The sequence below is a fragment of the Franzmannia qiaohouensis genome, assembly GCF_031451695.1.
GTDB classification, from domain to species: Bacteria; Pseudomonadota; Gammaproteobacteria; order Pseudomonadales; family Halomonadaceae; genus Franzmannia; species Franzmannia qiaohouensis.
Genome location: NZ_JARWAM010000017.1, coordinates 23,095 through 36,649 on the forward strand (window position 1 = coordinate 23,095; position 13,555 = coordinate 36,649).

Genomic DNA, 13,555 nt, shown 5'->3' on the forward strand with positions numbered 1-13,555 from the left:
AAGAGCATGAACGACAACGTCTTCAAGACACGGCTGCTGGCCGGCCAGCCGCAGACCGGCATCTGGCTGGGCATGGCCAGCCCCTACGTCGCCGAGATGGCCGCTACCGCGGGCTTCGACTGGCTGCTGCTCGACGCCGAGCACGCCCCCAACGACGTCGCCAGCCTGCTCGCCCAGCTGCAGGCCATGGCGCCCTATACCAGCGCACCGGTAGTACGGCCGCCGGTGGGCGATCCGGTGCTGATCAAGCGCTACCTGGATATCGGTGTACAGAACCTGCTGGTGCCGATGGTCGAGTCGGCGGAGCAGGCCGCCGCCCTGGTGGCGGCGATGCGCTATCCCCCCGAGGGCATGCGCGGCGTGGGCCACGTGCTGTCGCGGGCGGCGCGCTGGGGGCAGGTGCCCGACTACCTGCAGCAGGCCAACCGCCAGATGTGCCTGCTGGTGCAGGTCGAGACCCTGCGCGGCGTGGAGAATCTCGAGGCGATTGCGGCGGTGGATGGGGTCGACGGGGTCTTCATCGGGCCGGCGGATCTCTCCGCGGCGATGGGGCATCTCGGCGATCTGGGCCACCCCGAGGTGGTGGCGGCGGTGGACGACGGCGTGCGGCGCATCCGCGCCGCCGGCAAGGCGGCGGGCATTGTCACTGTCGACGAGCATGAGGCGCAGCGCTACCTCGATGCCGGCTGCAGCTTTGTCGGCGTGGGCGTCGACAGCGTGCTGTTCGTCGACGCGCTGCGTGGCCTGGCGGGGCGCTTCAGCACCCGTTGAGCGTTGCGCTCAGCCCTTACGGCCGGGGCAGAATGCGCCCCGGGTTCAGGGCGTGTGCCGGATCGAACAGCGACTTGATGCCGCCTGCCAGCTCGCGTTCCAGCGGCGACAGCCGCGCCAGGTAGGCGTCCTGCTTGGTGCGGCCGATGCCGTGCTCGGCGCTGATGCTGCCGCCTACCTCATCCACTACCTCGAACAGCAGCGCCTCCAGCTCATGCAGATGGGCGTGCTTGTCGGCATCTGCCATGGCCGCGGGGGGCAGGATATTGAAGTGCAGGTTGCCGTCGCCGACATGCCCGTAGGCGATGATCTCACAGTCCGGCGAGGCTGCCATGATCGCCGTCGAGGCGCGCTCTACGAAGGTCGGAATCGCCGAGATCGGCATCGCGATATCGGTGCGCAGGTGCTCGCCGCGGCGCCGCTGGCCCTCCAGCATGCTCTCGCGGAACTGCCACAGCTGCTGGGCCTGGGCGTCGCTGGCCGCCAGGGCGCCGTCCAGCACCAGCTCGCGCTCCATGCCCTGTTCGAGCAGGTGCTCGAGCATCGCGCCGAGGTCAAGCGGGCCGCTGGCGGCCACCTCCATCAGCACGTACCAGGGGTAGGCGTCGTCGAGTGGGTCGCCGAGCGTCGGCGTGGCCTCCATGGCCAGCTCGATGCAGCGCCGCGGGATCAGCTCGAAGGCGCTGAGCAGGTCGCTGCAGTCGCGGCGCGCCAGTCCGTAGAGCGCAATCACCGCCTCCACCGAGGGCAGGCCGAGCAGCGCCGTACGGCTTTGGGTCTGGCGCGGCGAGAGCTTGAGCACCGCCGCGGTGACGATGCCCAGGGTGCCCTCGCTGCCCAGCAGCAGCTGCTGCAGCGGGTAGCCGCGGTTGTCCTTGTGTAGCGCCTTGAGGCCGTGCCAGATGCGCCCGTCGGGCAGTACCACTTCGAGCCCCAGCACCAGCTCGCGCATCATGCCGTAGCGCAGCACGTTGAGGCCGCCGGCGTTGGTGGCGATATTGCCGCCGATCTGGCAGCTGCCCTGGGCGCCCAGCGACAGCGGGAAGTCGCAGTCGTGCTCGGTTGCCGCCTGCTTGACGTTGTCGAGGATGCAGCCGGCGTCGACGACCATGCTGAAGTTGATCGGGTCGATCTCGCGCACCCGGTCCATGCGCTCCAGGCTGATCACCAGTTCAGCGCCGTCTTCGGCCGGCAGGGCGCCTGCCACCAGCCCACTATGGCCGCCCTGGGGCGTCATGGCGACGCCGTGCTCGCGGCACAGCATGACGGTGGCCGACACCTCCGCGGTGGAGGCCGGGCGTGCCACCGCCAGCGGCTGGCCGAGCCGTTCGCCGGCCCAGTCGACGCTGTAGCGGGCCATGTCGGCAGGGTCGCGCAGCAGGCCGCGCCCGCCGAGTCGCTCATGCAGGGCATCGAGTAGCGCATCGGTGCTCATGAGTGTCTGCCTCCTTAGCCCTGGCTGAGGTCGCGCATCAGCTGGCGAATACCGTAGGTCCAGGGCGGCAGCTGGTCGCTGCGACCGACCCGGTTGACCAGCGCGCCCAGCGTCGGGGTGGCGATGGTGACCAGATCGCCGAGGTGATGGGTGAAACCCTGGCCCTGGCCGTCGCGGTCCTGGATCGGCGAGAACATGGTGCCCAGATAGAGCATCACGCCATCCGGATACTGGTGGTGGGCACCGATGGTCTGGCCCACCAGGTCGAGCGGATCGCGACTGATCTCGGCCATGTCACTCTCGCCCTCGAGCAGGAAGTCGTCGTCCTGCCCCTCGATGCGCAGCGAGACCTTGGCGCGGCGCACGTCGTCGATGCCAAAGGTGTCGTCGAACACGCGGATAAACGGGCCGATGGCACTGGAGGCGTTGTTGTCCTTGGCCTTGCCCAGCAGCAGGGCGCTGCGGCCCTCGACGTCGCGCAGGTTGACGTCGTTACCCAGGGTCGCGCCCTTGACCTCGCCGCGGCTGTCCACCGCCAGCACGATCTCCGGCTCGGGGTTGTTCCATCGCGAGGCGGGGTGCAGGCCCACCGTGGTCCCGAAGCCCACCGAGGAGAGCGGCGGCGCCTTGGAGAACACCTCGGCGTCGGGGCCGATGCCGACCTCCATGTACTGCGACCAGCCGCCGCGCTGCTGGAGTTCCTGCTTGAGCGCCATGGCTTCGTCGGAGCCCGGCACGATCTGCGACAGGTCGCTGCCGATCAGTGACTGCAGCTCGGCGCGCAGGGTGTTGGCACGCCCCGGGTCGCCGCCGGCCTGCTCCTCGATGACCCGCTCCAGCAGGCTCACCGCAAAGGTCACGCCGCACGCCTTGACCGCCTGTACGTCGCAGGGGGCGAGCAGGTAGGGGGCGCGCTGCGGCTCCGCCAGCGAGTTGTCGAGCAGCGCCTCGACGCTGCCCAGCGACTCGCCCTCGGCGCTGCGCAGCGCCGCCACCAGGTCGTCGCGCTCCAGCAGGTCGGCCATGGTCGGACCCAGGTGGCTGATGTCGATCGCCTCGCCGTCACGCAGCGTGATGAGTACCGGTCGCGGCTTCGGTGTGTCGCGCCAGGCGCGGCCGACCAGCAGCGCGCGGTCGAGGTCGCGGGGCAGCAGGTCCGATGTGCGGTGGCTGGTCATGATGTCTCCCTTGGCGGCGAGCTGGCGGCTGGCCGGTCATCGCCTATCATGTTATTGATGTCGTCTTGTATGAAAGGTATGCCAATACTATAACAGCGTAATTCACCACATCGATAGGGCGTAGTGCATCCAGCAACATGATCGCAAGGCCCGAGGAGTGATGCCATGTTCGACGAGTGGAAAGGTAAGCGTGTACTGATCACCGGCGCCAGCCGCGGGATCGGTGCGGCGGTAGCGCTGCAGCTGGGGCAGCTGGGAGCCAGGGTCGGGGTGCACTACCACGCCAGTGCCGAAGGCGCCGAGCAGGTTGTCGATGCGATCCGTGCATCAGGGGGCGAAGCGGTAGCCTTGAAGGGCGACCTCAGCCGCTCGGCGGAGGCCAAGCGAGTGGTCGACGAGGCCGCCGAGCAGCTGGGCGGTCTCGACGTGTTGATCAACAATGCCGGGGACATGCTGGGCCGCGTGGCGCTGGAAGAGATCGACGACGCGCGCTACGACGGCGTCATGGACCTCAACGTGCGCTCGCTGGTGATGGCCTCCCAGGCGGCGCTGCCGCATCTGCGTCGCGCGGGGGGCGGCAATATCATTCATACCACCTCCATCGCCGCCCGCAACGGCGGTGGTGCCGGTGCCGGCCTCTACGCCTCGGCCAAGGGCTTCGTGAGCACCCTGACGCGCAACATGGCCAAGGAGCTCGCCGCCGAGGGTATCCGCGTCAACGCCGTGGCGCCAGGTACCATCGCCACCGACTTCCACGCCCGACACTCCAACACCGGGCACCTGGACGCGGCGCGCGCCAGCATTCCCATGGGCCGGCTGGGCACCGCCGAGGAGTGCGTCGGCGCCTATCTGTTCCTGGGCAGCGAGGCGCTGGGCGGCTATGTCACCGGACAAGTCATCGAGGTCAACGGAGGCCAGTTGATGCCATGAGAGAATCGCACACTGAGGGCGCCACTGCGCCCCCGTTCGCTACCGCCATCACCATGGGCGACCCGGCCGGCATCGGGCCGGAGATCATCTGCCGGGCGGTGGCCGCGATGACCGAGGAGACACGCCGCCAGACGCTGCTGGTAGGGGATCCGGCGATCTTTCGTCGCGCCGCCGCGATGATCGAGGCGCCGTTGGCGCTTATCCCCTGGTCGCCCGGCGATGTGCTTCCCGACCAGGGGGTGGCGGTGGCCGCGGTGGAAGTGCCGGCGGGGAGCGAGATCCCCGATGGCAGGATCAGCGCCGCCGCCGGCGACATGGCCTTCCGCTGCGTCGAGCGGGCAGTGCAGCTGGTCCAGGCGCGCCACGCCGGGGTGATCGTCACCGCACCGCTCAACAAGGCGGCGCTGCACGCCGCCGGCCACGACTACGACGGCCACACCGGCATGCTGGCCTCGCTTACCGGCGCGCTGTCGTCGTTCATGCTGCTGGCGTCCGAGACGCTCTCGACGCTGCACGTGTCGACCCACGTCTCGCTGCGCGATGCCATCGACCGGGTCACGCCCGAGCGTATCATCGCCACCGTCGAGGCAGGGCACGCCCATCTCAAGGCGCTGGGCCTGGCCCAGCCGCGTATCGCCGTGGCTGGCTTGAACCCGCACTGCGGTGAGGGCGGCATCTTCGGTGACGAGGATGAGCGCTGCATCGCACCAGCGGTAGAGGCCCTGCGCGAGGCGGGCTTCGACGTGCAGGGGCCGATCTCCGCCGACACGGTGTTCTACCGCGCCAGCCGCGGCGAGTTCGACCTGGTGGTGGCGCAGTATCACGACCAGGGGCATATCCCGGTCAAGCTGATCGCCTTCGATACCACCGTCAACGTCAGCCTGGGTCTGCCGATCCAGCGCACCTCGGTAGACCACGGCACCGCCTTCGATATCGCCTGGCAGGGGCGCGCCGATGCCACCAACCTGGGGTCGGCGCTGGCCTATGCCCAGCGCCTGGTGGCGGGAGGCATGGTGTGAGCCGCTGCCGGCTAGCGATTATCGCCGATGACCTCACCGGCGCCCTGGACGCCTGCGCACCCTTTGCCGCCCGCGGTGCCGATGCGCGGGTGGTGGTGGCGCAGCAGCAGCTGCCTGAGCTGGCAGCCGAGTGGCAAGGCGCACCCCCCGAGGTGGTGGCGATCAACACCGAATCGCGCCACCTTTCGGCCGAGGCCGCCGCTGAGCGGGTCACGGGTGCCTTCGAGGCACTGCGCCCGCTGGCGCCCGGGCTGTGGTTCAAGAAGGTTGATTCCACCCTGCGTGGCCAGGTGATTGCCGAGTGCAAGGCGCTGAGGCAGGCCCTGGGCCTGCCGCTGCTGCTGGCACCGGCGGTGCCGGCCCAGCAGCGCGAGGTGCGTGCCGCTGAGGTGTGGGTAGACGGCGTGCGCCTGGCCGACAGCGACTATCGTCTTGATGCCCGCTCACCACCGCTAGCGGGGCCGATAGACGAGGCCTTTGCCGCGGCGGGCCTGCCGCTTGCACGGGTCGTGGCGCAGCCTGGGATAACCCTCGCGCAGTGCGATGCGGTGGTGGATTCCTGCAGTGAAAGCGAACTTGCCGTGATCTACGACGCTGCGCTGCGCGCCGGCGGCGGGTTCTGCCTGGCGGGTGCGGCGGGGCTCGCCCAGGCCGCCGCCCAGCGCCTGTTCGGTCGCCTGCTGGGCGGGTGTCCGGTGATTGCCGCGAGTCACGCTAAGCTCTATGTGGTCGGCTCCCGGGCGCCGCGCAGTGACGCCCAGTGTCAGCAGCTTTTGATCCACGCTCCCGACCTCGCCGCGTTAACGCCGGACCAGCTGTGCGGCGCGCCCGTGCCGCCGGCTCGGCTGCTGCTGCGTCCGCCCCCCGGCGGGCAGGACGATGCCGCGCAGGTGGCCCGAGCCCTGGCGGAGGGTGCTGCCGCATGGTTGGCAGTCCATCCCACCGGGCTGCTGTTTGCCACCGGCGGCGATACGGCATTGGCGGTTCTCACACGGCTTGGGGTGCGCTATCTGAGCGTTGCGGCGGAGTGGTCGCCGGGCGTGGTCCTGGGTCTGTGTGACGGCGATCCCGCGCGCCCGGTGATCACCAAGGCCGGCGGCTTTGGCGACCCGCAGCTGCTGGCGGAGCTGCACGGCAGCATGCCGGGGCCGCGGGGCTACGCCGTTAGTCGATAGTCGCGCAGCGGAGGTTGCGTCGCACCGGTTGAACGGCTAGCTTCAAGCTGGGTGGTATGATACGTATACAGCACAACACTAACGCTATCCAAAGATATAGCCACAGGAGCACGCACATGCATAACAATACTCGCCGCCATCACACCCTCGGTCGCTGGTTCTCGGTGTCGCTGCTGGCCGCCGGGGTCAGCCTGGCCGGCGCCGCCTACGCCCAGGAGACCCTGCGCTTCGCCCACGTCTATGAGACCTCGGAACCTTTCCACCAGTGGGCCGAGTGGGCCGCCGACGAGATCGAGGAGCGCACCGAGGGTCGCTACCGCATCAGCGTGCATCCCGCCTCGTCGCTGGGCAGCGAAGAGGATATCAACGAGGGGCTGACGCTGGGCACGGTCGACATGATCTATACCGGCACCCAGTTCGCCGGCCACTCCTACGGGCCGATGGGGATCGCCGGGGCGCCCTATATGTTCCGCGACTTCGACCACTGGCAGGCCTACGCCGAGAGCGATCTGTTCCAGGAGATCGCCGACGGCTACCGCGACGCCACCGGTAACGTGCCGATCGCACTCAACTATTACGGCGAGCGCCACGTCACCTCCAACGACCCGATCAACGTGCCCGAGGACATGGAGCGCCTGCGTATTCGTGTACCCGGCGCGCCGCTGTACATGATGTTCCCGCGTGCCGCCGGCGCCAACCCGACGCCGATCGCCTTCAGCGAGGTATATCTGGCACTGCAGCAAGGCGTGGTGGACGCCCAGGAGAACCCGCTGCCGGCGATTCGTGCCATGGCCTTCCACGAGGTTCAGGACTACATCAACCTCACCGGCCACGTCACCGACTCGCTGATTACCATTGTCAGTGGCACTCGCTGGAACCAGCTCTCCGAAGAGGATCAGGAGATATTCCGCGAGGTGCTGCAGGAAGCGGCGCAGAACAACACCGCCGACATCCTCCAGGCCGAGGCGGAGCTCGCCGAGTGGTTCGAGGAGCAGGGCACCACCGTCAACGAGGTGGATCGCGAGCCGTTCCGCGATATCACCGTGCCTTACCATCTCGGCGACGACGCCAACTGGGACGAGGAACTCTACGAGCGCCTGCAGGCAATCGGCCAGTAAGCGGACATCGACTAACGTGCCCACTGCCTGGCAGTGGGCATCTGGAGGAGTGTCATGCCGAAAGACAGCGAGGGCTTCGACGATGCCGTCGACCCCATGCTCGACTTCGAGTCGGCGTTCGACGATGACGAGTTCCACTTCAGCGACTACGCCATCGAGGACTACTTCACCCTGGTGGTGTTCTGGGCGTTGATCCTGGTCGTCTCACTGCAGTTCTTCACCCGCTATGTGCTGGGTGACTCGACCACCTGGACCGAGGAGATCGCCCGCTACCTGCTGATCATCGTCGGCTTCGCGGGTAGCGCAATGGCGGTGCGCAAGGGCACCCATATCATGGTCGAGTTCTTCTACCGCTACATGCCCAACTGGCTAGGCAAGCTGGTGGCCGGCGTTGCCGAAGGCGTCAGCGTAGGGTTCTACTTCGCCATGGCCTGGGTCACCTACAAGCTTGCCGACCGCACCGGCAGCATGATGATCTCCGTCGACCTACCCAAGAGCCTCATCTATTTCACCGTCTTTGCCGCCTTCGTGGTGATGGCGCTACGCGGTATTCAGCGAATCGTCCTGCGCCTGCGCGCGGCACGTCAGTAAGGGTGCGTCCACATGTCTCGACTTTCCATGCTGCGCTGGCGAGCACCGCTCCTCACGCCGCTGCTCTCGGCCCTGGCCGTACTCGGCTGCGTGGTGCTGGCGGTGACCGGCTACTACCTGTCATTTCTATTCTTCACGCTGTTCACCCTGTTGGTGCTCGGGGTGCCGATCGCCATCAGCCTGGCGGGGGCCTGCCTGCTGTTCGTGGTGATCTCCGGCCAGGTGCCGGATATCGTGGTCGCACACCGCATGATCAACGGCATCGACAGCTTCCCGCTGCTGGCCATCCCGTTCTTCATCTTCGCCGGCAGCCTGATGAACAATGCCGGCATCACCGAGCGCATCTTCAACTTCGCCAAGGCATTGATGGGCTGGATGCGCGGCGGCCTTGGGCATGTCAACGTTGGCGCCAGTATCGTCTTCTCGGGCATGTCGGGGGCGGCGGTGGCCGATGCCGGTGGCCTGGGTACCATCGAGATCAAGGCGATGAAGGACGCCGGCTATGACGAGGAGTTTGCCGTCGGCATTACCGCGGCATCCTCGACCATCGGGCCGATCATCCCGCCCAGCCTGCCGATGGTGATCTACGGCGTTATGGCCTCGGCCTCGGTGGGCCAGCTGTTCGCCGCCGGCCTGATTCCCGGGCTGCTGATGGGGGCGATGCTGATGGGGATGATCTTCATCATCTCGCGCCGCCGTGGCTATACCGCCGATGCGCGCTTCTCGTTTGGTGTACTGGGCAAGACCTTTATGCGTGCAGGACTGTCGCTGATGACGCCAGTGATCATCGTCGGCGGCATCATCACCGGTGTCTTTACGCCCACCGAGTCTGCCGTGGCGGCAGTGGCCTACGCGCTGTTTCTGGGGGTGGTGGTCTATCGCACCCTCAACTGGCGCAAGCTGCTCAAGGTCAGCATGGAGACCATCGAGACCACCGCGATCATTCTGTTCATCGTCGCCTCGGCGTCGATCTTCGCCTGGATCCTGTCCAGCAACCAGGTCACTCAGCACCTGGTGGCGGTGCTTGGACCCTTCGCCGACAGCAAGATCGCGGTGCTGATGTTCTCCAATATCGTGCTGATCATCATCGGCTGTTTCATGGAGACCATCGCCGCCATCACCATCCTGGTGCCGGTGCTGCTGCCGATGGCCATCGCGGTGGGCGTCGATCCGGTGCACTTCGGCGTGATCATGGTGCTCAACCTGATGATCGGCCTGCTCACGCCGCCGGTGGGGATGGTGCTCTACGTGCTGTCGCGGGTCTCCAACGTCAGCTTCGAGCGCTGCATGCGTGGCACCATCCCATTCCTGATTCCGCTGGTGGTGTGCCTGCTGCTGGTGACCTTCATTCCGGCCATCTCCATGTGGCTGCCGACCCTGATCTATCGCTGATCGACGCAACGGAGGATGCACTGATCCATGAGCGACGCCTACACCGCCATTCGCGTAGCCCGCCACGACCTGGAGCGCTTCATGGACGCGGCGCTGGCCCAGCGCGGCGCCGATGCCGCTAGTCGTGACGCGGTGATCCGGGCGCTGGTCACCGCCTCGCGCTGGGGCACCGACAGCCACGGCCTGCGTCTGCTGCCGCACTATCTCGAAGAGCTTGCCGGCGGCCGCATCAACCCGCGGCCGCAGCTGCAGTTCACCCGGCGCCTGCCGGCCACCGGCCAGCTCGACGCCGACCATGCCATGGGCCATCTGGCCGGCTACACCGCCATGGCCCACGCCGTGGAGATGGCCCGCGAGATGGGCATTGGCGCAGTGGCAGTGGCCAACTCCTCGCACTACGGCGCCGCCGGCTGCTATGCGCTGGCGGCCGCCGAGCAGGGCATGCTGGGTCTGACGGTGAGTAATTCCGATCCCTTCGTGCTGCTTCACCACAGCGAGCGAGCCTTCCACGGCACCAACCCGATTGCCTTCGCCGCACCGGTGGCGGGCGGTAACCCCTACGTGTTCGATATGGCGACCAGCTCGATTCCCTGGAACCGCGTCCAGCAGTACGGCGCCATTGGCCGCCAGCTGCCTGACCAGGTCGCGGCTAACGCCGCGGGCGGAGTGACCCGCACGCCCGGCGAGGTGGCCGCGCTGCTGCCGCTGGGGGGTAGCGAGTTCGGCTTCAAGGGCGCCGGCCTCGGCGGTCTCACCGAGATCCTCAGCTCGACGCTGTCCGGCATGCTCAACGGTTTTCGGCTGCTGCCCATGGTCGGCGACGACATGGCCACGCCGCGCGGTGTCAGCCACTTCTTCCTGGCCATCAATCCGGCCGGCTTCATCGATCTTGAACAGTTCCAGCAGCGCCTTGGCGACTACCTGGCCGACCTGCGCAGCCAGCCTGCCGTGGCCGACGCCGAGGTGTTGGCGCCGGGCGACCGCGAATGGCGCTGCATGGCGCAGCGCGACGCCGAGGGCATCCCCCTCGACACGGCCAATCGTGAGGCCTATGCCGAGCTTGCCGAGCGCCTGGGGATCGCCCCCCTGACGCCGCTATAGCGCGCTGTCGGCGCGGGTATAATGCAGTAACATGGTCGGCATGTCGGCGTCGCAGCGCGTGGCGGGCGCCCAAGCAGAGCAAGAGGGATGTAGATGAGCAAGTACCGCGTAGAGCGCAAGACGCTGTCCGAACAGGTCGCCGAGCAGCTCGAGGCCGAGATCCTCGAGGGCCGCCTGAGTGAGAACGACCAGCTGCCCTCAGAGCGTGAGCTGATGGAACAGTTCGGTGTCGGCCGGCCGGCGGTGCGCGAAGCGCTGTTTCACCTTCAGCAGCTGGGGCTGATCGCCATCAACAGCGGCACCCGGGCGCGGGTCATCCGGCCTACCGCCGAGGCGGTGATGGCACGGCTATCGGGCGTCACTCGGCAGCTGCTCTCCAAGCCCGACGGGCAGCAATACTTCCAGGAAGCGCGGGCCATGTTCGAGATCTCGCTGGCGCGCTACGCCGCCCAGCATGCCAGCGACGAGGATCTCGACCGGCTGCGCGCCGCGCTCGACGACAACCGCGCCGCGGTGGGCGACGAAGCGCGCTTCAAGCGCTCCGACAACGCCTTCCACGGGGTGCTGGCAAATATTGCCCGCAACCCGATCTTCGACGCCATCCACGAGTCGCTCTCCGAGTGGCTCGACGACCGCCGCGCCCAGGTGCTGCAGCAGAAAGACGAGGACAAGGCCGCCATGGCCGCGCATATCGAGATCGTCGAAGCCATCGAGTCCCGCGACCCGGACGCCGCCGAAGCCGCCATGCGTCGCCACCTCGACCGCCACTACGGCACCTATATGCAGCTCAAGAAGCGGCTGACCGACAGCGACGCCAGCTGAGGCGCAATTCCCCGTGGGAGCGACTTCAGTCGCGATTGCAGCGCGTAGCGCTGCCGGGGTAGAGCCACCCCATCGTGACTAAAGTCACTCCCACATTGGCCTTGGCGCCACCCTCCTTTGTAGGAGCGACTTCAGTCGCGATGCAGTGCGTAGCACTGCTGGGGTAAGGCAACCCCATCGTGACTAAAGTCACTCCTACATTGGCCTTGGTGCCACATCCGGTGTTGAAGGAAATCCATCCATGCCAAAGGCACGACTCCCAGTGTAGTAGCGACTTCAGTCGCGATGCAGTGCGTAGCACTGCCTGGGTAGAGCAACCCCATCGTGACTAAAGTCACTCCTACATTGGCCTTGGTGCCACTCCCTACTCCCTAAAGGGACACACCGCGCTTCCAGGGGATGAAGTCGTACTGGGCGAGCCTCACCGCCTGGGGCTGGTAGCGGCCTGAGGCGGTGTCGATGCACAGCCTGAGCAGGTCGTCGGCGAGTTCGTCGATCTGCGCCTCGCCGCGGATGATCGGCCCGGCGTCGAAGTCGATCACGTCACTCATGCGTGTCGCCAGCTCGCTGTTGCTGGAGATCTTCAGCACCGGGGTGACCGGGTTGCCGGTGGGGGTGCCAAGCCCGGTGGTGAATAGGATCAGGTTGGCGCCGGAGCCGGCCAGGGCGGTGGTCGACTCGACGTCGTTGCCCGGCGAACAGAGCAGGCTCAACCCGGCGCGGGTGCGCGGCTCGGTGTAGTCGAGCACATCGACGATGGGGCTGTCGCCGCCTTTCTTGGCGGCGCCGGCGGACTTCATGGCATCGGTGATCAAGCCGTCGCGAATATTGCCCGGCGAGGGGTTCATCGAGAAGTCGGCGCCGACCCGGGAGGCGTGGCGCTGGTAGGCGCTCATCAGCGCGCGGAAGCGCTCGGCCACCCGGTCATCGCTGCAGCGTGCCACCAGCTCATGCTCGACGCCGCACAGCTCAGGGAACTCGCTGAGCATGCCGCTGCCGCCCAACGCCACCAGCCGGTCCATCACCGCGCCCACCAGCGGATTGGCGGAGAGTCCAGAGAAACCGTCCGAGCCGCCGCACTCGGCGCCCAGGCTCAGCGCCGAAAGCGGGGCCGGGGTGCGCGGGGTGCGGTTGGCCTCGGCCAGGCCGTCGAAGATGGTGGTCAGCGCATCGCGGATCAGCGCCTCCTCGCTCTGGCTGGCCTGCTGCTCCAGGTAGTGCACCGGGCGCAGCCCCTGCGGGTCGCGGCTGGCCACGGCCTGCTGGATCATCTCGATCTGGGCCTTCTGGCAGCCCAGGCTGAGCACCGTGGCGCCTGCCACGTTGGGGTGGCAGATATAGCCGGCCAGCAGCTGGCACAGCGCCTGGGCGTCGTCGTCGGTGCCGCCGCAGCCCAGCGTATGGGTCAGGAAGCGCACGCCATCGACGTTGGGGAACAGCCGCTCGGCGGCAGCCTGGGGCGAGGGAGCGGCGGCGTCGCCGTGAAGCAGCTCGCGCGCCATGCGTTTGTAGTCGCGGTAGGGGTCCTCGCCCAGCGCATCGGCCACGCATTGGCGCAGCACCTCGATGTTGCGGTTCTCGCAGAACACCAGCGGTACCACCAGCCAGACGTTGGCGGTGCCGACGCTGCCATCGGCGCGGTGATAGCCGTCGAAGGTCAGGCCGGTGAAGGCGCCGACGTCGGGTGCCTGCCACTCGCCGCGGCGCGCCTGGGGCGTGCTCGAGGCGGTGCTGTGGGCAGTGTTGTCGGTGGTGATGGCGGCACCGGCGGCAATCGGCCGGGTGGCGCGGCCCACGGTCACGCCGTACATGATCACGCTGTCGCCCACGGCGAGATCCGCCAGCGCGAACTTGTGCTTGTGGCGGATCGGTTCGACCAGAGGCACCCGACGCGCGCCGTCGTCGATCTCGCTGCCGGCCGGCAGATCCTTGAGTGCCACGCGGACGTTGTCGTCGGCGTGCACGCGCAGGCTGGTCAGACGACCGGCGTCGCTGGCAATCGGAGAGGTCATGGCTGGCTCCT

The 13,555-nt window shown here is 67.6% G+C and carries 12 protein-coding genes; 9 read left to right on the forward strand and 3 right to left on the reverse strand.

What is annotated here, in order from left to right; all coding sequences use genetic code 11:
* The first annotated feature begins 6 nt into the window (after positions 1-6).
* Positions 7-771 (forward strand): 4-hydroxy-2-oxoheptanedioate aldolase, encoded by a 765-nt coding sequence (gene hpaI, locus QC821_RS18970; protein WP_309724666.1) that lies wholly within the window; start codon positions 7-9, stop codon positions 769-771.
* A 16-nt stretch (positions 772-787) separates the two neighbouring features.
* Here hpaI and QC821_RS18975 read toward each other — a convergent pair whose 3' ends face one another.
* Together QC821_RS18975 and QC821_RS18980 are read right to left on the reverse strand one after the other, a co-directional pair.
* Positions 788-2,206 (reverse strand): FAD-binding oxidoreductase, encoded by a 1,419-nt coding sequence (locus tag QC821_RS18975; RefSeq protein WP_309724668.1) that lies wholly within the window; start codon positions 2,204-2,206, stop codon positions 788-790.
* A 14-nt stretch (positions 2,207-2,220) separates the two neighbouring features.
* A complete protein-coding gene (locus QC821_RS18980) occupies positions 2,221-3,384 on the reverse strand; it encodes a fumarylacetoacetate hydrolase family protein (RefSeq protein WP_309724670.1) in 1,164 nt (387 codons plus the stop codon).
* Between the two features lie 165 nt (positions 3,385-3,549).
* Between QC821_RS18980 and QC821_RS18985 the strand changes: the two genes are divergently transcribed.
* From QC821_RS18985 to nanR, 8 genes are all read left to right on the forward strand, one after another.
* On the forward strand, positions 3,550-4,314 hold the full coding sequence (locus tag QC821_RS18985) for an SDR family NAD(P)-dependent oxidoreductase (protein WP_309724672.1): 765 nt from the start codon (positions 3,550-3,552) through the stop codon (positions 4,312-4,314).
* The gene (gene pdxA / locus QC821_RS18990; protein ID WP_309724674.1) at positions 4,311-5,333 is read left to right on the forward strand and encodes a 4-hydroxythreonine-4-phosphate dehydrogenase PdxA; all 1,023 of its coding nucleotides are present in this window, start codon (positions 4,311-4,313) and stop codon (positions 5,331-5,333) included. Before QC821_RS18985 ends, pdxA begins: the two co-directional genes overlap by 4 nt.
* Positions 5,330-6,508: a four-carbon acid sugar kinase family protein gene (locus QC821_RS18995; protein ID WP_309724675.1), complete on the forward strand. Its 1,179-nt coding sequence runs from the start codon at positions 5,330-5,332 to the stop codon at positions 6,506-6,508. The genes pdxA and QC821_RS18995 overlap by 4 nt, the downstream gene beginning before the upstream one ends.
* A 116-nt stretch (positions 6,509-6,624) precedes the next feature.
* The gene (locus QC821_RS19000) at positions 6,625-7,626 is read left to right on the forward strand and encodes a sialic acid TRAP transporter substrate-binding protein SiaP (protein WP_309724677.1); all 1,002 of its coding nucleotides are present in this window, start codon (positions 6,625-6,627) and stop codon (positions 7,624-7,626) included.
* A 54-nt stretch (positions 7,627-7,680) separates the two neighbouring features.
* Positions 7,681-8,217, forward strand: coding sequence for a TRAP transporter small permease (locus QC821_RS19005; protein ID WP_309724679.1), 537 nt, complete (start codon positions 7,681-7,683; stop codon positions 8,215-8,217).
* A 12-nt stretch (positions 8,218-8,229) separates the two neighbouring features.
* Complete coding sequence (locus QC821_RS19010; RefSeq protein WP_309724681.1) at positions 8,230-9,609, forward strand: TRAP transporter large permease; 1,380 nt, start codon at positions 8,230-8,232, stop codon at positions 9,607-9,609.
* Between the two features lie 27 nt (positions 9,610-9,636).
* Positions 9,637-10,710, forward strand: a complete 1,074-nt coding sequence (locus QC821_RS19015) for an Ldh family oxidoreductase (protein WP_309724683.1) — start codon at positions 9,637-9,639, stop codon at positions 10,708-10,710.
* A 93-nt stretch (positions 10,711-10,803) separates the two neighbouring features.
* Positions 10,804-11,532: a transcriptional regulator NanR gene (nanR, locus tag QC821_RS19020; RefSeq protein ID WP_309724685.1), complete on the forward strand. Its 729-nt coding sequence runs from the start codon at positions 10,804-10,806 to the stop codon at positions 11,530-11,532.
* Between the two features lie 371 nt (positions 11,533-11,903).
* Here nanR and QC821_RS19025 read toward each other — a convergent pair whose 3' ends face one another.
* Positions 11,904-13,544, reverse strand: a complete 1,641-nt coding sequence (locus QC821_RS19025) for a UxaA family hydrolase (protein WP_309724688.1) — start codon at positions 13,542-13,544, stop codon at positions 11,904-11,906.
* Positions 13,545-13,555 lie beyond the last annotated feature (11 nt).